This is a genomic window from Paenibacillus whitsoniae (assembly GCF_003955665.1).
In the GTDB taxonomy this organism is placed as follows: domain Bacteria; phylum Bacillota; class Bacilli; order Paenibacillales; family NBRC-103111; genus Paenibacillus_E; species Paenibacillus_E whitsoniae.
In genome coordinates this window covers 1-19,460 of the sequence record NZ_RXHU01000013.1, presented here as the reverse complement: position 1 = coordinate 19,460, position 19,460 = coordinate 1, and the positions used below count along the sequence as shown (strand labels likewise).

Annotated in this window: 17 protein-coding genes and 1 pseudogene; 5 read left to right on the top strand and 13 right to left on the bottom strand. The window is 52.7% G+C overall.

Annotated features, from left to right (window positions below; translation table 11 throughout):
- The first annotated feature begins 9 nt into the window (after positions 1-9).
- A complete protein-coding gene (locus EJQ19_RS03840) occupies positions 10-438 on the top strand; it encodes a VOC family protein (protein ID WP_126139877.1) in 429 nt (142 codons plus the stop codon).
- Between the two features lie 179 nt (positions 439-617).
- Here the strand turns inward: EJQ19_RS03840 and cls are convergent, their stop codons facing one another.
- The 5 genes from cls to glgB all read right to left on the bottom strand — a co-directional run bounded on the left by cls (position 618) and on the right by glgB (position 7,884).
- Positions 618-2,072 carry a cardiolipin synthase gene (cls, locus tag EJQ19_RS03835; protein ID WP_126139919.1) on the bottom strand — a complete coding sequence of 485 codons (1,455 nt, stop codon included), beginning with the start codon at positions 2,070-2,072 and terminating at the stop codon, positions 618-620.
- A 133-nt stretch (positions 2,073-2,205) separates the two neighbouring features.
- Positions 2,206-3,636 (bottom strand): glycogen synthase GlgA, encoded by a 1,431-nt coding sequence (gene glgA, locus EJQ19_RS03830; protein ID WP_126139876.1) that lies wholly within the window; start codon positions 3,634-3,636, stop codon positions 2,206-2,208.
- A 50-nt stretch (positions 3,637-3,686) separates the two neighbouring features.
- Positions 3,687-4,799, bottom strand: coding sequence for a glucose-1-phosphate adenylyltransferase subunit GlgD (gene glgD / locus EJQ19_RS03825; RefSeq protein ID WP_126139875.1), 1,113 nt, complete (start codon positions 4,797-4,799; stop codon positions 3,687-3,689).
- Positions 4,800-4,804: 5 nt separating this feature from the next.
- The gene (locus EJQ19_RS03820) at positions 4,805-5,953 is read right to left on the bottom strand and encodes a glucose-1-phosphate adenylyltransferase (protein WP_126139874.1); all 1,149 of its coding nucleotides are present in this window, start codon (positions 5,951-5,953) and stop codon (positions 4,805-4,807) included.
- Positions 5,896-7,884 carry a 1,4-alpha-glucan branching protein GlgB gene (gene glgB / locus EJQ19_RS03815; RefSeq protein ID WP_126139918.1) on the bottom strand — a complete coding sequence of 663 codons (1,989 nt, stop codon included), beginning with the start codon at positions 7,882-7,884 and terminating at the stop codon, positions 5,896-5,898. Before glgB ends, EJQ19_RS03820 begins: the two co-directional genes overlap by 58 nt.
- Positions 7,885-8,084: 200 nt before the next feature.
- Here glgB and EJQ19_RS03810 point away from each other — a divergent pair, with 200 nt between their 5' ends.
- From EJQ19_RS03810 to EJQ19_RS03800, 3 genes are all read left to right on the top strand, one after another.
- A complete protein-coding gene (locus EJQ19_RS03810) occupies positions 8,085-9,218 on the top strand; it encodes a peptidylprolyl isomerase (protein WP_126139873.1) in 1,134 nt (377 codons plus the stop codon).
- A 103-nt stretch (positions 9,219-9,321) separates the two neighbouring features.
- On the top strand, positions 9,322-10,188 hold the full coding sequence (locus EJQ19_RS03805; protein WP_126139872.1) for a class I SAM-dependent methyltransferase: 867 nt from the start codon (positions 9,322-9,324) through the stop codon (positions 10,186-10,188).
- Between the two features lie 5 nt (positions 10,189-10,193).
- Entirely contained in the window at positions 10,194-10,895 is a 702-nt protein-coding gene (locus tag EJQ19_RS03800) for an RluA family pseudouridine synthase (RefSeq protein ID WP_126139871.1), read from the top strand.
- Here the strand turns inward: EJQ19_RS03800 and EJQ19_RS03795 are convergent.
- Both EJQ19_RS03795 and EJQ19_RS32775 read right to left on the bottom strand, forming a co-directional pair.
- Positions 10,876-11,328 carry a MarR family winged helix-turn-helix transcriptional regulator gene (locus tag EJQ19_RS03795; protein ID WP_126139870.1) on the bottom strand — a complete coding sequence of 151 codons (453 nt, stop codon included), beginning with the start codon at positions 11,326-11,328 and terminating at the stop codon, positions 10,876-10,878. The genes EJQ19_RS03800 and EJQ19_RS03795 overlap by 20 nt on opposite strands.
- Before the next feature lie 79 nt (positions 11,329-11,407).
- Positions 11,408-11,536 (bottom strand): hypothetical protein, encoded by a 129-nt coding sequence (locus EJQ19_RS32775; RefSeq protein ID WP_277600920.1) that lies wholly within the window; start codon positions 11,534-11,536, stop codon positions 11,408-11,410.
- 60 nt (positions 11,537-11,596) lie between these two features.
- Here EJQ19_RS32775 and EJQ19_RS31700 point away from each other — a divergent pair, with 60 nt between their 5' ends.
- On the top strand, positions 11,597-11,764 hold the full coding sequence (locus EJQ19_RS31700; protein ID WP_164716296.1) for a hypothetical protein: 168 nt from the start codon (positions 11,597-11,599) through the stop codon (positions 11,762-11,764).
- On the opposite strand, the gene gyrA is transcribed toward EJQ19_RS31700, so the two are convergent.
- From gyrA to EJQ19_RS03765, 6 genes and pseudogenes are all read right to left on the bottom strand, one after another.
- On the bottom strand, positions 11,755-14,196 hold the full coding sequence (gene gyrA, locus EJQ19_RS03790) for a DNA gyrase subunit A (RefSeq protein WP_126139869.1): 2,442 nt from the start codon (positions 14,194-14,196) through the stop codon (positions 11,755-11,757). The two genes, EJQ19_RS31700 and gyrA, sit on opposite strands and share 10 nt — an antisense overlap.
- Positions 14,197-14,220: 24 nt before the next feature.
- The gene (gene parE / locus EJQ19_RS03785; protein ID WP_126139868.1) at positions 14,221-16,194 is read right to left on the bottom strand and encodes a DNA topoisomerase IV subunit B; all 1,974 of its coding nucleotides are present in this window, start codon (positions 16,192-16,194) and stop codon (positions 14,221-14,223) included.
- Positions 16,195-16,263: 69 nt separating this feature from the next.
- A complete protein-coding gene (locus tag EJQ19_RS03780; protein WP_126139867.1) occupies positions 16,264-17,256 on the bottom strand; it encodes an ABC transporter permease in 993 nt (330 codons plus the stop codon).
- Positions 17,257-17,270: 14 nt separating this feature from the next.
- Positions 17,271-18,233 carry an ABC transporter ATP-binding protein gene (locus EJQ19_RS03775; protein WP_126139866.1) on the bottom strand — a complete coding sequence of 321 codons (963 nt, stop codon included), beginning with the start codon at positions 18,231-18,233 and terminating at the stop codon, positions 17,271-17,273.
- Positions 18,234-18,247: 14 nt separating this feature from the next.
- On the bottom strand, positions 18,248-19,063 hold the full coding sequence (locus EJQ19_RS03770) for a GDSL-type esterase/lipase family protein (protein WP_206438360.1): 816 nt from the start codon (positions 19,061-19,063) through the stop codon (positions 18,248-18,250).
- A gap of 155 nt (positions 19,064-19,218) precedes the next feature.
- A pseudogene (locus EJQ19_RS03765) lies at positions 19,219-19,460 on the bottom strand (ABC transporter ATP-binding protein); the annotation flags it as partial.

Sequence of the window (19,460 nt, the reverse complement as noted above, 5' to 3'; positions counted from 1 at the left end):
AGAATCGTAATGTCTATTGATGTGTATTTCAATTTCCAAGGCAACACACGCGAAGTCGTCAACTTTTACGCAGAAGTTTTTGGTCTCCCTACTCCGCATATCATGACATTCGGCGAAGGCCCCCAGAATCCGGAGTACCCGCTCCCGGAGGAAGCGAAGGATTGGGTGATGCACGCGCGATTGAACATTAGCGGCAGCAACGTCATGTTCTCGGACGTGTTCCCGGGCATGCCGTTCACGCTGGGGAACAACATCTCCCTGGCGCTGGTCAGCAAAGACCTGGATGAGGTACAGAATGCGTTCCACAAGCTGAAAGAAGGCGGCAAAGTGCAGATGGAGCTTCAGGAAACGTTCTGGAGCAAATGCTATGGCATTGTCGAGGATAAATTCGGCATTACCTGGCAGTTCAGTTACGATAACGGGGAATTCAACATGTAATCCATACAAAAAAAGGATTTCGACTCCGTCTGGCTTCCAGTCGGTACATCGAAATCCTTTTCTTTCCACATAAGAATTTATAAGTTTCCGTGGCCCGGGAAATTAAATTCTTATTGGCGATAAAAACCACCTATAAAACGCGGTCGCTCTTCCTCGAAGAACTTCGATAGAAGTTTTTCTCATAAAATCGGAGAAACGAGCTTGGAGATCGATTCCAGGAATCTGATCCGCAGCGAACGCTTCTCGTACTCTTCGAGCGTCAGCTCCAAACAGCCTTCCATGTCGCGCCAGAACGTGATCTCCAGCTTCTTGGCCGTCCCTTCATGGAACATCAGCGCATTCGTCTCAAAATTGAGCCGCAGCGAGCGAATATCGAAATTCGCCGTACCGACCGACGCCACTTTGCCATCCACAATCATCGTCTTGGCGTGCAGGAAGCCCGCATCGTAGAAGTAACACTTGACCCCCGCGTGCAGCAGCTCACCGACATAGTACAACGAGGCCCAATGGACAAAAAGATGATCCGCCTTCTGCGGAATCATAATCCGCACATCGATGCCGGACAGCGCGGCAATCCGCAGTGCATTCAAAATGCTCTCCTCCGGGATGAAATATGGCGTTTGCAGCAATATCCGGCTCTCCGCCATTTGAATCAGCTTCAGGAAGGTAAACACAAAGTGCGGCCACGTTTCATTCGGCCCGCTCGCGATGATCTGCATCGGCACGCGTTCCTTCGGCTCCGGCGGGATCGGGCGCTGGAAGAACATCGATTCCACCTCAAGCTGCTGCGGCGACGCCAGATTCCAATCGAGCATGAACCGGGACTGCAGTGCCCATACAGCGCTTCCTGTAATCCGCAGATGGGTGTCCCGCCAATAGCCGAACCGCGGATTGAGACCCAGATATTCATTGCCGATATTGAAGCCGCCCAAATAACCGATCTGTCCGTCGATGACGACCAGCTTGCGGTGATTCCGATAATTGACGCGGTAGTTCAGGAAAGGAATGCGCGACGGAAAGAAAGCGGCCTTCTTCCCTCCCGCTTGCACGAACTCGCGAAAAAACGAATCCCGTAACGTTCTTGACCCTATATCGTCGTACAAGAATCGGACCTCCACGCCCTCCCGGGCCTTCCGGGTGAGCACGTCCAGCACACGCCGACCGAGCTCGTCATTTTTCACAATATAATATTGCACATGAATGTGCATTCTCGCTTGTTCGATGCTCGCCAGCAAATCGTCAAACAATTCCCTGCCATCTGTGAAAATTTGCACATCGTTATCCTGCGTCAAATAGGCATTGTTCGTTGCCGCGTTGAGCGCGATCAAATACCGATAATTCCTGAGCATCGGGTCGGCGTACGCAAACGTATCGTTCAAGAGCTGCGCGCGCTGCTCCATGGTGGCGTTCTCCACCCGTTGGAGCACCCGTTTGTTCCATTTGTACAGCTTTCGCCGGCTTAAATTTTGCCCAAGCATCACGTAGAGCACAAAGCCCAGAATCGGGATAAACAGCAGCACCATCAGCCATGACCACGTTGCCGCGACATTCCGTCGTTCCAGGAATACAACCGTCAGCGCAAGCGCAATATTCACGACGAAAAGTACAGTCAAAAAATGCGAGAAATAATCCATATATGACACCCCTGTCTCTCCAAACTTGCGCCTTTTATTATACCTGATTTTCCCACGTTTCCGAAATCGATAACATCGTTTCAAACAAAAAAATCCCCGCTATCGCAGTGGATAGCAGGGATTTCGCGCTCGGTTACGAGCTTATTTCCTTGTACAAGCCGATATACTGCTGCGCAGACTTACGCCAGGAGAAATCGCACTTTGTCATATTGCTTTGAATTTGCTGCCAGCTGTCCCGATCGTTCTTGTAAAAGAAAACCGCCCGCCGAATGCTGTGCAGCATATCGTGCGCGTTATAGTTCGTGAAGGAGAACCCCGTCCCCTCACCGGTAAATTCATTGTACGGCTGCACGGTATCCCGCAGCCCGCCTGTCTCGCGGACGATCGGCGCCGAGCGGTACCGAAGCGCGATCAATTGCCCGATGCCGCACGGCTCGAACTGCGACGGCATCAGGAACAGATCCGAAGCGGCATAGAACTGATGCGCCAACGCTTCGTTAAAATAAATCTGCGCCGACACCTTAGCCGGATACTGCTCGGCGGCATCGCGGAACATCTGCTCGTACACATGATCGCCGGTCCCGAGGACGACGAGCTGAATATCGAGCAGCAACATTTCCCGCAGCACATGCTGGATCAGATCCAGCCCTTTCTGCTGCACAAGGCGCGTAACCAAGGCGATCATTGGGACATCGCCATTCACCGGCAGCCCGAGGCGCTCCTGCAGCGCGAGCTTGTTTTGCTGCTTTTTCGCTAAGGAATCGCGATAATTAACCGTTAAATGCGGGTCCGTATTCGGATCAAACACGTCATAGTCAATGCCGTTGACAATACCCGTCAACTGATGTTGGCGGTGCCGCAGCAGACTGTCCAGATTTTCGCCATAGTACGGCATTTGAATTTCTTCCGCATAGGACTGGCTAACCGTCGTAATCCAATCGGAATAGAGCAGGCCGCCCTTGAGAAAGCTGGCGCCACCGTGCAGTTCCAAGGCCGTACCATAGAAATGATCGTCCGACAAGCCGAAGTAATCCCTAAACAGATCTTGGCTGAACACGCCCTGGTACCGCAGGTTATGGATGGTCATCATCGTCTTGATCCCGCTAAAAAACGGCAGATGCTGATAATGCGCCTTGAGCAGCACCGGAATCATTCCCGCTTGCCAGTCGTGGCAATGAATGACATCCGGCTGCAGATTCAGGTGAGGCAAGGCTTCAATGACGCCTTTGCAGAAAAAGCCGAAGCGCTCCGCATCGTCGTCATAGCCGTATAAGCCTGGCCGTTTGAAATACGATTCATTATCGACGAAATAGAAAGTAACGCCGTCAAGCTCCAATTGGTCGATCCCGATGTAAAGTTTCCGCCACCCGAGATAAAGGTCGAAATGCGTGACATGCGTCATCTCATCTTGAAATTTCGCGGGGATATCGCCATATTTCGGCAAAATGACACTGACGTTTACCTCTTGACGCGTTAACTCCTTCGGCAGCGAGCCGATGACATCAGCCAACCCGCCTGTTTTAATAAAAGGTACGGCTTCTGACGCCGCAAACAGTATGTTCATTTCTGTACGCCTCCAGCTCCGCTGCTACCTCGTGTGCCCCTCTGCTTCTCTTAGATGACTTTCGTTTTCGCCGCGATGAACGGAGCCTTATTATCGCCTGTCAGCACACGCCCGCGGGAGATGAAGACATCTTTATCCAAAATTGCGTTCTCGATGATAACATTCTCTTCAATTTCACAGTTTTGCAAAATGATGCTGTTCTTCACATAAGCGCCTTTGCGAATTTTGACACCGCGGAACAAAATGCTGTTCTCGACCTTGCCTTCGATTTGGCAGCCGTTGGCGATCAATGAGTTTTTGGCCGAGGCGGACTCGTAATATTTCGCAGGCGGCTCATCCTTGACTTTGGTGTAGATCAGGTTGTTCTTCTGGAAGAACAGCTCCCGCCAAATCGCCGGATTCAGCAGCTGCATACTGTGCTTATAATAGCCTTGGATTGAATTGACAATACCCAGGTGGCCTTCAAATTTATAGCCGAAGACGCTGAGCTTGTCGATGTTTTTCATAATTCCGTCCCGCACCAAATGGTCGTAGCCTTGCGCCAGGCAAGATTCCACCATATCAAGGAGCAGCGCCTTGCTCATAATGTACATCTCCATGGAGATGTTGTTCGTGCGAAGCCGTCCGGTATGGTCTTCCATCAGCGTCACTTGGCCATTCTCCTTGACTGCCAGGCGGCGGAACTTGCCATGAACATCTTCATCCGTCTGCTTGTAAATCACCGTAATATCAGCCTGCGTGTCCTCATGATAGCGAACAGCATCGTTCAGATCCAGATTGCAGACCATATGGCTGCGGGAAATAATGACTAATTCCTCTTTGCCCCGATAGAAATAGTCGCGATGGGAGTAGAATTGGAACAGATCGCCGCGAGAAATGCCTGTCGGCTCATCCAGCACGGACGGAAGTACGAACAAGCCGCCGCGCTTACGGTCGAGATCCCATTCCTTGCCGGAACCGAGATGGTCCATCAGGGAACGATATTTATGTTGGGTAAAAACGGCGACGTTGTCGATGCCCGAATTTACCATGTTCGACAGCGTGAAATCGATGAGGCGATAGCGGCCGCCGAACGGCACGGAGGCCGGACAGCGGAAATACGTGAGCTCCTCGAGATCGTCCGGTTCATTGACTAAATTAATGACACCCATCACATGTTTCATCTGAATCATCCCTTCTGATTAGCATAACCTGCCACGTGCTCATTGCCGCCGATCAATATAATCTCGCCGTTGCCATCTATCACTGCGCCGTCCTCGACGACGGTATTTTCTCCAATAATCGCCTTCGTAATCTTCACGTTATTGCCGATTTTGGCATTCGGCATAATGACTGAATCTTTGATCAGCGAACCTTCACCGACCTGCACACCGAAGAACAGCACGGAATGGTCCACATCTCCGAAGATCGCACAGCCTTCATTCACCAGCGATCGTTTAACATTTGCCGTCGGGGCGACATATTGCGCGGGTTGATACGGATTTTGGGAATATACACGCCAGTCCTTATCGTTCAAATTCAGCTCATTCTCATCGTCAAGCAAATCCATATTCGCTTCCCACAGGCTGTCGATCGTGCCGACGTCCTTCCAATAGCCTTGGAACGGATACGCAAACATGCGGGCCTTGTCATTCAGCATCATCGGAATGATGTCTTTGCCGAAATCCTTGGAAGACTCCGGATTCGCTTCATCTTCCAGCAAATAAGATTTCAACACGCTCCAGTTAAATATATAAATGCCCATCGAAGCCAGGTTACTGTTGGCTTGCTTCGGCTTTTCAGCGAACTCGGTAATTTCCTGATTGCCGCCGACGCTCATGATGCCGAAACGGCTCGTCTCTTCCCATTTAACCTCGATAACCGCGATCGTGGCGTCTGCTTTTTTCTCCTTATGATAATTAAGCATGAGATCGTAGTCCATTTTATAAATATGGTCACCCGAGATGACCAGCACATATTCGGGATCATATTGCTCGATAAAACCGATATTGCGATATATGGCATTGGCCGTGCCTTTATACCAATCCCCGCCTTTTTGCTCCATAAATGGCGGCAGGACGGTCACACCGCCGTATTTGCGGTCGAGATCCCAGGAGCTGCCAATGCCGATATACGAATTCAGGACAAGCGGTTGGTACTGCGTCAACACCCCTACGGTATCGATGCCGGAATTTGTGCAGTTGCTGAGGGTAAAATCAATGATGCGGTATTTGCCGCCGAAATGAACGGCTGGCTTGGCCAAGTTTTTCGTAAGAACGCCTAGTCTTCGGCCTTCTCCTCCTGCGAGGAGCATAGCGACACATTCTTTGCTGCGCATGTTTGATTTCCCCCTTCAATAGCGTCATCTGTCTTGCTTTCACTCACACATTTGATATATACAGCCGCAAGCGGCGGAATACAAAGAGCTAGCGTATTCGGATGGCCGTGCATCGGTTGTTTGGTCGTTGTGATCGGCAGCTTGTTTCCTTGGCCCGAACCGCCGAACGCCTTGTCATCGCTGTTGAAGACGAGCTCGTACACGCCTGCCTTCGGGACGCCGATCCGATAATCGGGATGCACCACCGGCGTAAAATTGCACACCAGGATAAGGTCGTCTTCAGGCAGATTGCCTTTGCGCATAAACGTAACTACGCTCTGGCTTTCGTCATGCGGGTTGATCCACTCGAAGCCTTCGGGATGATGATCGAGCTGCCACAAGGCAGGCTCCCTGAGGTAGAAGTGGTTGAGCGCTTGAACATAAGCGTGCATCTGCTCGTGTTTCTCGTACCCCTCAAGAAGAAACCAATCCAATTCTTCAAGATCCTTCCATTCATCGAACTGACCAAATTCACTGCCCATGAACAGCAGTTTCTTCCCGGGATGCCCGGTCATGTAACCGTAGAAAACACGGAGATTCGCAAACTTCTGCCAGTAGTCGCCCGGCATTTTATTCAGCAGCGAGCGCTTGCCATGCACCACTTCGTCATGGGAGAGCGGCAGCACGTAATTCTCGCTAAAAGCGTACATAAACGAAAAGGTAATTAGCTTATGATGATATTTCCGATGTACAGGATCCAGCTTCATGTACTTCAGCATATCGTTCATCCAGCCCATGTTCCACTTATAGTTGAAGCCAAGCCCGCCTTCATGGATCGGTGCGGTCACTTTCGGCCAATCCGTCGAATCCTCCGCCATCATCAGCGCTTCGGGGTAATACGCGAACACCGTCTTGTTCAGCTTGCGCAAAAAGGCAACGGCTTCCGGATTATCCTCCCCGCCGTACTGATTTTTTACCGGTGCTTCGTTCCAGCGGCCGAAATTCAGCTGCAGCATGGAAGCTACCGCATCGACGCGGATACCGTCAATATGGTACATCTCCATCCAAAAGATCGCGTTGGAGATCAGGAAGCTCTGCACCTCCGGTCGACCGAAATCGAACGTCAGTGTGCCCCACTCGAGCTTTTCCGCTTTGCGAGGATCCTGGTATTCGTAAAGCGGCTTCCCGTCAAATTGCCGCAGGCCGTGGCTGTCTTTGCAGAAATGGCCCGGCACCCAGTCCATGATGACGCCGATGCCCATCTGATGGCAGCGGTCCACAAAGCGCATGAACTGCTTCGGCGTGCCATAACGGCTGGTAACGGAAAAATAGCCTGTCGCCTGATAGCCCCAGGAACGGTCGAACGGGTGCTCCGCCAGCGGCATCACTTCGATATGGGTATAGCCCATGCCGACGGCGTAGTCAATTAATTCGTCTGACAGCTGGTCGTACGTGTACAGCTCCTCGCTGTTCTTGTCCGCCTTGCGCCAGGTTCCCAAATGGACTTCATAAATAGACATCGGCTTGTTGTAGATCGGCGCTTCCTTCTTGCGCATCTGCCATGCCTGATCCTGCCAGGTGTAGCCGTGCAGATTCACGACGCGCGAGGCTGTCCCGGGCCGAACTTCGGAATAGAACGCATAAGGATCCGATTTAAGTAATATTTGTCCGTTCTGGCTGTGAATTTCATACTTGTAGTAGTCGCCTTCTGCGGCTTCCGGCACGTTAACCAGCCAAATGCCAAGCGTACTGATTCGCTCCATCCGGTGCTTGCCGGACTGCCAATCGTTGAAATCGCCGAGCACATCGACGCGTGTGGCATTCGGCGCCCATACCGCAAAGCGGACACCTTCCTGCCCTTCATCGTTGCTGGTAACATGCGCCCCTAAGATGTGATAACTGTGGAACAAGGATCCTTCATGAAAAAGATACAGATCTTCCGGTCTCGGCATTTGGGCATTTGCTCTCACGCTATCCCCCCTTATTTCGACATGTTGTCATCCGGTGTCGGATGTGCAAAATCGCTTTCTACCTCTACAAATACAACAAACAGGCAATGAATTCCTTCCTTTCCAGTTGAATAAAAAAAGGAAAATACTGAACCTTTGGTGAATTACTCATAGGACCCAACCATGAAAGGTGGATATTGAAGATGAAAGATAAAGTAAAAGGTCTAATCGTAGGTTTAACCATCGGTTCCGTATTGAGCGGAACTGTCGCATTTGCCGCGAACAGCACGCAAATTGAAGTCACTTTTCGCAATTTGACGTATATGTTCGACGGTGTCGAAAAAGCGCCTGCGCCGGAGCAAGGCAAAGGTTTCATCTACGAAGGCACGACGTATGTGCCGCTTCGTTTCGTCGGCGATGCGCTCGGGAAAAAAGTAAGCTGGGACGACGCAACGAGCACGGTCTTTATCGGCGGCAATCCGAACCAGGTCGTGGCGACTTACCAAGGCGGCACGGTAACCCGCGGCGAATTCGATGCGTTTTTTAATCTGCAAGGTCTGTTTAACGGCAGCAACCACGCGGCCTCTAAAGACGATGCCAGCTATCAGGAAAAGGTGCTGAAGCAGTTGATCCAGAATCGCATTCTCTACGGACGCGCGTCTGAAGCGGATATTGAGGCTGCCAAACAAGGCGCAGCACAGCAGGTGTCTCAATGGAAACAGACGATGGGCGATGCCAAATTTCAGAGCGATCTGAAAGGTGTGAATTCCACCGAAAGCGCGATTCAATATTATCTCGTCGGTACGTTCGCCGCGCAAAATGCCATCGCTTCCAGCATCACCGATGCGCAGCTTGCCGCCAAGTATGACGAATTGCGCAAAGCAGATGCGAGCGCATTTGTAACGGCATCCGTGCGTCACATTTTGATCGGCCTGACCGATGAGCAGGGCAAAACCATTCGCACGAAGGACGAAGCGCTGACGCTCGCCAAGGATGTGAAGGCAAAACTGGCTAGCGGCGGCGATTGGACAGCGCTGGCGAAGCAGTATTCGGACGATCCGGGCTCCAAAGAGAACGGCGGCCTGTACGAGAACGCGGAAGTGGGTCAGTGGGTCGAAGAATTCAAAGACGCTGCTGTCAAGCAAACGGTTGGTGCGATCGGCGATCCGGTTGAAACGCAGTTCGGCTACCACGTGATCAAAGTCGAATCCCGCACGGTGAAGCCGCTCGCCGATGTCAAAGAGCAGCTGCGCGGAAGCTTAGAGCAAGCGCAGCTCCAGCAGTTTATGGACAAAGAACTGCCTAGTTTGATTGAAAAGATCGATTTAGGCGAATAAGGCGTGTGCACCACCCGCAATCATAGACCCATTTGTTTGATTGCGCCTACATGGTGTACAATGGATGTTTAGAAAAGTAATCAGTTGAAGGATGGAATGAACCATGTTTTATGCAACAGATTGGGTCGATTATGAACTGCTCGATACAGGCGCCGGCGAGAAGTTGGAGCGCTGGGGGACGATTGTCCTTCGCAGACCCGACCCGCAAATCATTTGGCCATTAGAACGTGAAACGCAAGCTTGGCGCCAGGCAGACGCCCACTATCACCGCAGCTCCAGCGGCGGCGGCAAGTGGCAAAATCACTCCGAGATTCCGGAACGCTGGACCATCACTTATGATGAGAAGCTGTCGTTTTACATTAAGCCGACAGGCTTCAAGCATACGGGCCTGTTCCCTGAACAAGCGGTGAACTGGAAATGGATGATCGAGAAAATCCAGAATGCCGGCCGCCCGATCAAAGTGTTGAATTTGTTCGCCTACACCGGCGGCGCTTCCGTTGCTTGCGCATACGCTGGCGCCGAAGTGTGCCACGTGGACGCTTCCAAAGGCGTTGTGCAATGGGCGAAAGAAAATCTGCACCTGAGCGGCCTCGGCTCCCGCCCTGTCCGTTTCATTACGGACGACGTGTTCAAGTTCGTACAGCGCGAACAGCGACGCGGCAGCAAGTACGATGCGATCATTATGGATCCGCCGTCCTACGGGCGCGGACCGAACGGCGAGACGTGGAAGCTGGAAGATGACCTCTTTCCGTTTATCCAGACGTGCCAGACAATTCTGACGGACAACCCGCTGTTTCTTTTGATCAATTCCTACACGACCGGTATCTCGTCAACGGTGCTCAGCAATATCCTGGCCATGACGCTCAAGAAGAAGCATGGCGGCACGATCTCCAGCGGTGAAATCGGCCTGCCGATCACGCATTCCGGGCTCATGCTCCCGTGCGGCATTCTCGGCCGCTGGGAGGCGTAACCTCGATGAAGGATGGCGCAGCTTCGCAAATCCCGGTTTTGTTTGAAGACAACCACATCCTGGTGGTCGAGAAGCCGGTCAACATGCCGACGCAGGAGGATGACTCCCGCGATCCCGATCTGCTGAACGCCTTGAAGGCAGATCTCAAGGTTCGGCATAACAAGCCGGGAAACGTCTACCTTGGGCTCGTACACCGGCTTGACCGGCCCGTTGGCGGCGTTATGGTATTCGCCAAAACGTCAAAAGCCGCGTCCCGGCTGTCGGACGCCGTACGGACCCGCCAGCTCGACAAGACGTACGTCGCTGTCGTGCATGGCCAGCCTGCGCAGCCGCAAGGCACGCTGCGCCACTGGCTCTGGAAAGACACGCGGACGAATACCGTCAGCGTGGTGAAACCCGGCCAGCAGGACGCCAAGGAGGCGGTGCTGGACTATAAGCTGCTCGGCAGCCAAGGCGGCTTCAGCTTGATCCAGATCAAGCTGCACACCGGGCGGCCTCACCAGATTCGCGTGCAGCTGGCGACCATCGGCTGCCCGCTCTACGGCGACCAGCGCTACGGCAGCGCGGTCAACAAGCCCGGCCAGCAGCTCGCGCTCTGGGCGACGGCCTTGGCCTTTGAGCATCCGACGCTCAAAGAGCCGATGCATTTCCGTTCACTGCCGCCCGTGGAGCGGCCGTGGAACGCATTTACGATCCCGTCGCTGTAGCCATGACGGCAGCCCCAGACGGGCTTGCTTCGTTCGTCACCTTGCCGAGCAAGTAAATAAAAAGCTTCTGATTATGAGCGGATACGCGGCTCAGGTATGTATTCAGGACATGCTCCCGGATACCTCTGCCTCGGTCGCATTCCGCTTTTCCTTTGTCCGTCACATGAATCCAGACAATGCGGCGGTCTTTCTCGTCGCGTTCCCTGACAATCAGCTCCGCTTTCTCCATCCGGTCAAGCAAGGTCGTCACAGCAGCAGGCGTCGTGGACAAATATTCGATCAAATCGGACGGCTTCATTCGGTCATGACCGAGCAGCAGTTCCAGAACATTGAGCTGTCCTTCCGTAATCGTCGGGGCCAAGCGTTCCTCCATCTGACTCTTCAATTCCTTGGTTAATTTCAGCCACAGCTTGCCAAATTCGTCGGAATACAATCCTCATCAACTCGCTTCCATTTTCTCCTAGATAGTGTCAGTATAGCATGGACAATCGCCCATTTAAAGGTTAACGCCATTAATATTTTCCTACAAAAAACGCGATGCCGCCCGTTTCCCTGCCGCATGCTGCGGCATGCTGTCGATTCCTTCGCACCGCTGTCAGTCCGTGCCGGAAACAGCCAAGCCGTTCGACTTCTTCGAACATCCCGCCCACCTCTTACATATACTGTTGGGGTGACACCTGAATCAGAAGGGAGTGATCCACGTGGAATCATGGAAACTCGAGCTTGGTCAAAGGGCACTGGACGCCGGCATGCTAAAAGACCCACAATGGCTGGATCGGTTGGATGAACCGATGCCGTTGTGGGTCTTGCTTGAGCTTGCTTTGAATTTGATGGAAAAGCTGGACCCGCCGACCGTCAGTTACGACTGAGGGAAACGGAGGAGCTCCAGAATCGTATCGGTTTTGGTTACAGGAATCAGCGGCTTGCCCTGCGATTTGCGGTCTTCAAGGGGCGCTGTCTCTGTTGAGAATTTCGCCTTCTCGCCATGACTCATGACAGCCGTAATCACATAGTCCATCTTCACGATGAACGAACGAATGAGCGCGGAGCCGTTCGGTTTGACACGTTTGCCTTCCTTGAATTCGAAGGTGATAATCCCCTTGCCGCCGCGACCTTGAATCGGATAATCGACGACGAGAGATCGCTTCGCATACCCGAGGTCCGTGACAACGAGTACTTCCCCTTCATCCCCATAAATCCACTCGGCGGAGACGACTTCATCGTCTTCTCGCAGCTGGATGCCGCGAACGCCTGCGGCCGCACGTCCCATCGGGTTCACTTCCTCCTCCCGGAAGCGAATGCTCATACCGAGCTTTGTGACCAGCAGGATTTCCTTCGTATTATCGCTGAGCTGGACGTGAATGACATCGTCATTCTCTCCGACTTTGCAAGCGACAATCCCGTTCGAGCGGTTCGTCATGTACTCCTTAAGCTCCGTCCGTTTCACTTGCCCTTTGCGCGTCACGAACACGAGCGACTTGCCAGGATCGTCGAAGCTCTTGAGCGGTATGACGCTCACGATGCGGTCTTCCTTCGCAATCGGAATAACGTTGACGATCGCCGTGCCGTTTTCTTTCCACTTGTACTCGGGAATTTGATGGACAGGCAGCAAATAGTACTGGCCTCTCTTCGTAAAGATCAGCAGACTTTCAATCGTATTGACGTCCAGCAAATAGCGGAGGTAGTCGCCTTCTTTCAACCCGGTGTTTTCCAGCTCGCCGCCCGATCGGGTAAAGCTGAGCTTGCTCGTCCGCTTCAAATAGCCTTCGTTCGACAGCGTCACCAGCACATCCTCCGGCGTGACAAGTACCTCAAGATTGACTTTTAGCTCCTCGACTTCGCCTTGGATGGATGAACGGCGGTCAATGCCGTATTTTTTGCGAATTTCGCCCATCTCGTCTTTGATGACGCCAAGCAACTTTTTCAAGCTGCCGAGAATGCCGCGCAAGTAGGCGATCGTTTTCTCGACATCTTTGAGCTCTTTTTCGAGAGTTGTAATTTCAAGATTCGTGAGACGGTACAACTGGAGCACGAGAATCGCATCGGCTTGACGGTCGGAAAAATGGAATTTCTCCACGAGATTGTTCTGCGCATCCTGGCGGTTCTTGGACGCTTTGATCGTCGCGATGACCTCATCCAGAATGTTTAGCGCTTTGACAAGCCCTTCGAGCACGTGCGCGCGGTCCTCTGCCTTCTCCAATTCATACTGCGAGCGGAACGTAACAACTTCCTTCTGGTGCTCGATATACGCTTCCAGAATCTCGCGAATGCCGAGCTGGCGCGGCGCTTTATTGACGATGGCAACCATATTGAAGTTGTAGGTTACTTGCAGATCGGTTTTCTTGAGCAAATACGCCAAAATCCCCTGCGCATCCGCTTCCTTCTTCAGCTCAATCACGATGCGAAGGCCGTTCCGTCCGCTCTCGTCGCGAACTTCGGCAATGCCTTCAACTTTTTTCTCCAGACGAATGTTCTCGATGGAGGTCACCAAGCGCGATTTGACCACTTGATACGGAATTTCCGTAATTACGATTTGCTGGCGGCCGCCGCGCAAATCTTCAATCGCTGTTTTGGAGCGGATATAGATGCGCCCTTTCCCTGTGCGATACGCATCGCGTATGCCCTCTTCGCCCATAATGATGCCAGAGGTCGGAAAATCCGGTCCTTTCACAATCGTCATTAACTCTTCAATCGTTATATCCGGTTTATCGATCATCGCCGTGCAGGCGTCAATGATTTCGCGCAGATTATGCGGCGGAATCTCCGTTGCAAAGCCCGCCGAGATCCCGCTGACCCCGTTCACCAGCAAATTCGGGTAACGGGCAGGCAGCACGACCGGTTCCTTCGTGGAGTTATCAAAGTTATCTTTAAAAAGCACGGTCCGCTTCTCAATATCCCGAAGCAGCTCCATCGCGATTTCCGAGAGCCTTGCCTCGGTATACCGCATCGCCGCCGGCGGATCGTCGTCCAAGGAACCCCAGTTCCCGTGTCCGTCGATGAGGGTATGTCCCATTTTCCACGGCTGCGCCATCCGCACCATGCCGTCATAAATCGAAGAGTCGCCATGCGGATGGTAGTTCCCCATAACGTCTCCGACCGTTTTCGCCGATTTCCGATATGGTTTATCTGGGGTATTGCCTGAGTCATACATCGCGTACAGGACGCGGCGCTGCACCGGCTTAAGCCCATCCCTCACATCGGGGATCGCGCGATCCTGAATAATATATTTGGAATAACGCCCGAAGCGATCGCCAACGATCTCCTCCAGATAGGCAGGCAAAAATTCTTCTAGAATACTCAACCTTACATCACCACTTTTTTTGGTCTACTCTACATATTCCGTAAAATCCACGTTCTCGATAATCCACCTTTTGCGTGGATCCACTTTATCGCCCATCAAGGTCGTGACACGCCGTTCGGCTTTCGCTGCATCCTCGATCTGCACTTGCAGCAGTGTACGAGATTCCGGATTCATTGTTGTCTCCCACAGCTGTTCCGGATTCATCTCGCCTAGTCCTTTGTAACGCTGCAGCTCGGAATTTTTACCAAGCTCTTTAACGACGGCTTGGAGTTGATCGTCCGTCCACGCGTATTTATACGTCGCGTTCTTCCCCTTCCGCGTCACTTTGTAAAGCGGCGGCTGCGCGATATACACCTTTCCGCTGTCAATCAGGGGCTTCATGTACCGGTAAAAGAACGTCAGGAGCAGCACTTGAATGTGCGCGCCGTCCGTATCCGCGTCGGTCATGATAATTATTTTACCGTAATTCATTTCATCCGGCTCAAACTCTGAGCCGACACCGGCGCCGATAGCGGAAATAATCGCCTTGTACTCGTCATTTTTCATGATGTCGAGCAGCTTCGCTTTCTCCGGGTTCATCGGCTTGCCCTTCAGCGGCAAAATCGCCTGATGCTTGGAGTCGCGTCCCTGCTTCGCAGAGCCTCCGGCGGAATCGCCTTCCACGATGAACAGCTCGTTGCGCTGCAAGTCCTTGGACTGGGCAGGCGTCAGCTTCCCGTTCAGGTTCGAGCTTTCGCTCTTCCCTTTCTTCCCGGTGCGGATTTCTTCCCGCGCCTTCCGGGCCGCTTCGCGCGCTCGCGCCGCTTGCACCGCTTTTTTCAGCATCATCTGCGCGATTTGCGGATTTTCCTCGAGGAAGACGGTCATTTTGTCGGACACCACCGCATCAACGGCACTTCGCGCAATCGCGCTGCCGAGCTGATCCTTCGTTTGGCCGACGAATTCCACTTCGCCCATTTTCACGTTAATAACCGCCATCATGCCTTCACGCAGGTCAGTGCCGTCAAGGTTTTTATCCTTTTCCTTGAGAATGCCCCCTTTGCGGGCATATTCATTCATGACGCGCGTATATGCGGTTTTAAAACCGGTCTCATGCGTACCGCCGCCACGTGTCGGAATCGAGTTCACGAACGAGGCGATCGTCTCGGTGTATCCGTCATTATATTGCAGAGCGACCTCAACTTCAATCTCGTCCCGCTCCGCCGCGAAGTGAATGACAGGATGAAGCACCGTTTTTTCCTCGTTCAAAAACTCGACAAACTGGCTCGCGCCGCCCTCATATAGGAATTCGTCCTGCTTATCCGTGCGCTCGTCTTTCAAGAGAACTTGAAGACCTGAGTTCAAAAATGCAATCTCCTGCAGGCGCTCAGCCAGCGTATCATAATTGATCGTCGTGCCCCCCTGGAACACGCGCTTATCCGGCTTGAACGTAACCTTCGTGCCCGTGCGGTTCGTGTTGCCAAGCACTTCAAGCCCTGTGACCGGCTCCCCTACGTGCTCGACGCCCGCATCGTCCATCCAGTATTCGAAGCGCATCCGATGGATTTTGCCTTCGCGGTAAATCTCAACCTCCAGCCACTCGGAGAGCGCATTCGTCACAGACGCGCCTACGCCGTGCAGACCGCCTGATTTTTTGTAGCCGGATCCGCCAAACTTCCCGCCCGCATGAAGAATCGTATACACGACTTGCGGCGTCGGTACTCCGGTTTTGTGCATCCCCGTCGGGATGCCGCGGCCGTTGTCTTGAACAGTGATCGATTGATCTTTATGTATGGTGACACTAATTTTGGAACAGTGCTTCGCCAAGTGCTCATCGACAGCGTTGTCGACAATTTCCCAAATCAAATGATGCAGACCTGCTGACGACGTGCTGCCGATGTACATCCCAGGTCTTTTGCGAACAGCCACCAGCCCTTCAAGGACTTGAATGTCGTCCGCTTCGTAATTGGAAACAGGGTTTGCGGCACTCCCACTAGCAAATTCTAGTTGCTCAGCCATTGGAGCCCTCCTTCAAGTTTTTGCTAAAAAACTGACTTCGGAAGCATGCGCTTAACATACTTGCAAATCTTAATTTAAAATATCTTTACGCGAGAAAGCCGCGAATGATACGAATAACGCACCCAGCGCCCAAACACTTAGAACGCTCAAGGAAAACGTTAGATCCATGCCTTGGATCGGCGGCATGCCTCCGGTCAAATATTTTGTCAAATCGAGGTTGACCATGAATAAATATTTTGCCGTCTCCCAAGAAGAAACCATATTCGATAAAATGGTACCTGATATTAATACGGCAAGCATCACGCCCATCCCTGCTGCGGTGGAACGAATCAGCACGGAAAGCATCAACGACATGATGGCCACAACGACGGCTGCGAACCACACCAAGCCGAATTCCATCAACAGGTAAAACCATTGATCCACAGCGCGGACCAACGAAAAGTCCACATCGGAACCGCTTAATTGGATCCCTACAAACACCGGCATCTCCCATCCGTTATAACCAAAAACGGCACCTGAAATCAAGTAACAGAGCGCGCCTGTCGACAAAACCGTCAGGGAAGTGAAGAAAATAACGGTAATTAATTTGCTCAATAGGATTTTCCACCGCTTCACGGGTCTTGTCAACAATAATTTAATAGTCCCCGTAGAATGCTCCGATGATACGATATCGGCAGAAATGACCATCACGATAAGAGGGATAAAAAGTCCGACGGCATTTTTCACAAATTCACGGGTAAAGGTCACCGCATTTGGCGAGCTCGGATCGACGTTTTTGTCCAAATAATAGTTCGCAATTTGAATCTGCACGCGAAGCTGCTGCTTCCACTCGTCCGGCGTTCTAGCCGAGCTCAGACGCTTCTCCCAATCGGTGACCTTCTGCCTTTGGTCCGCCCGCCAGTCCGAGGTGCCGAATTGCTTCTGCGTATGCTGCGCCACGCGCATTTGCGCGTATGTGAACATGGGAATCAAGGCGAGCAGAATGAGCAGAATGACGTAAAACCGCTTCTTCTTGATCATTTTGATACATTCGTTTTTAACCAGTGCGTACAAGCCTGCCATATCGTTCACCTTTTCTACTGGATTCTCTCGCCTTCCGTCAGGCGCAAGAACAGATCCTCCAGCGTCGGATTTTTGATTTCTACAGCCCAAAGGCGAATTCCTGCTTCGATCAAAAGTTGACTAACGTCCGGGATATGTGCTGCGTCCATCTGCGTCGCGATAACTTTGGCTTCGGCGGGCACATTAGGCGCCGGTTCCAAAAGCGTTGGGAGCAGACTGTCGACCAGTTTGGCAGTGCGAAGCACCTCCTCGGCACGTCCTGCCGGAGACACGGTCCATACGACGCTGCCGCCCTGTGCGACCAGTTCATCGACCGCTCCGACCTGAATCACCTGCCCGTGCGCGATAATCGCGACGCGGTCGCACATTTGCTGCAATTCACTCAGCAGATGGCTGGAGACGAACAAGCTCAGTCCTTCTGCCGCCAAGCGCTTGATAAAATCGCGCATTTCCTTGATCCCTTGCGGATCCAGCCCGTTCGTCGGCTCGTCCAAGATCAAGAGAGACGGGCGGCCGAGCAGCGCTTGCGCGATGCCGAGTCGCTGTCGCATGCCGAGCGAATACGTCCGCACTTTATCGTGAATGCGTTGATCCATGCCAACGATGCGCACCACTTCCTCGATGCGATCGTCGCCGACATCCGGCAGCATGCGGGCAAAGTGCTCAAGATTTTCCCAGCCGGTCAAATAGCCGTAGAGTTCGGGATTTTCGACGATGCAGCCTACATGTCGCATCGCCTCGTTATGCTCCTTCTGGACATCGTGGCCGCAAATGTGAATCGTGCCTTCCGTCGGCCTGATCAGGTCGACCAGCATGCGAATGGTCGTCGTTTTACCCGACCCGTTCGGTCCCAGAAACCCGAAAATTTCGCCGGCATACACCTCGAAAGAAATGCCTTTGATAATTTCCTTATTTTTGATACGTTTTTTCAAATTATGCACGGATAAGACGACCTGAGGCGGAGAGGTAACAGTCATGGGCGCAAGCCCTCCTATTGTAAAATTTGCTCGATGCGGTCGGCAATGCGCTCATATCCATCACCGTTGGGGTGGAAATGGTCCGCGGAAGACAAATATTTGATCAAATTTTGCTCGAATAAATCATAAGTCGGGACGACCAGCATGTTCGGATACTTATTGACCAGTTGGAAAATACCGTCGTTCCAGCGTTGGACAATCACCGATCCCTCACGGGACGGGTCCAGATCCAGAAACGGATGATACAGCCCGAGGTACAGCACGGTTGCCTTCGGATTCGCTTGCCCGATGGCCGCCAAAATTTGCTCCACTTTCTTGAGTGCCGGCGCTACGCGCGACGCGGCTGCAGCCGGGTTAAATTCGGTCTGATTCTCATCGGAGAACAGCCCTTCGCCCCGTTGAAAAATATCGTTACCGCCGATCGTCAGCAAGATTAAATTCGCCTGTGACAGTGCGTCTTTCGTTTTCTGCTGCGTAAGCAGCGTGAGGAGCTGATCCGTTTTGTAGCCGGGAACAGCCAGATTGTTCAGTACGAAGACGGGCTTGCCCGTGTCCTTCTCCAGCTTCTCGCGCACGCGGCCAACGTACCCTTGCCCTGTGTTATCGCCGGTGCCGGCCGTCAGCGAGTCGCCTAGCGCCACGATTTGCAGCTTGCTCGCGCTCTCAATCATCGATTCCTTCTTCGGGGCCGGCGTAGCAAGCTGAAAGTCGCCGGACGCTTTCGGGAACCAGATCTGATTGGCCGCATATACGAAGCCCGCCGCAAACAGCAATGTCGATAGAGAAGCCGTAATCCCGACAGCTCCCCAGATGAAGCGAGATGATTTCAAGCCGATCCCTCCTGCGTTCGTTGTCAAACTTTTCATTTTAAGAGTATAGCTTCTTGTCGGAATTTGCAAACCGTGCGAATGATGGCGGCGAGTATACATAAAAAAGCTGCCCAACCGCAACAGCGGCCGGGCAGCTTCCCTGGGCAATCTGCGGCTTACACCGCATCCTGCAAAAATTTATATTGCGCCTGAATCAGGCCGTAATAGATGCCTTTTTCGCGCATCAGCTCTTCGTGATTGCCGATTTCCATCATCCGGCCGTGGTCCAGCACGACGATTTTGTCGGCTCCGCGGATCGTCGAGAGACGGTGCGCGACGATGAAGGACGTGCGTCCCGCAAGCAGCGTTTTGAGCGCTTCCTGGATTTTCAGCTCTGTGTCCGTATCGATACTCGCCG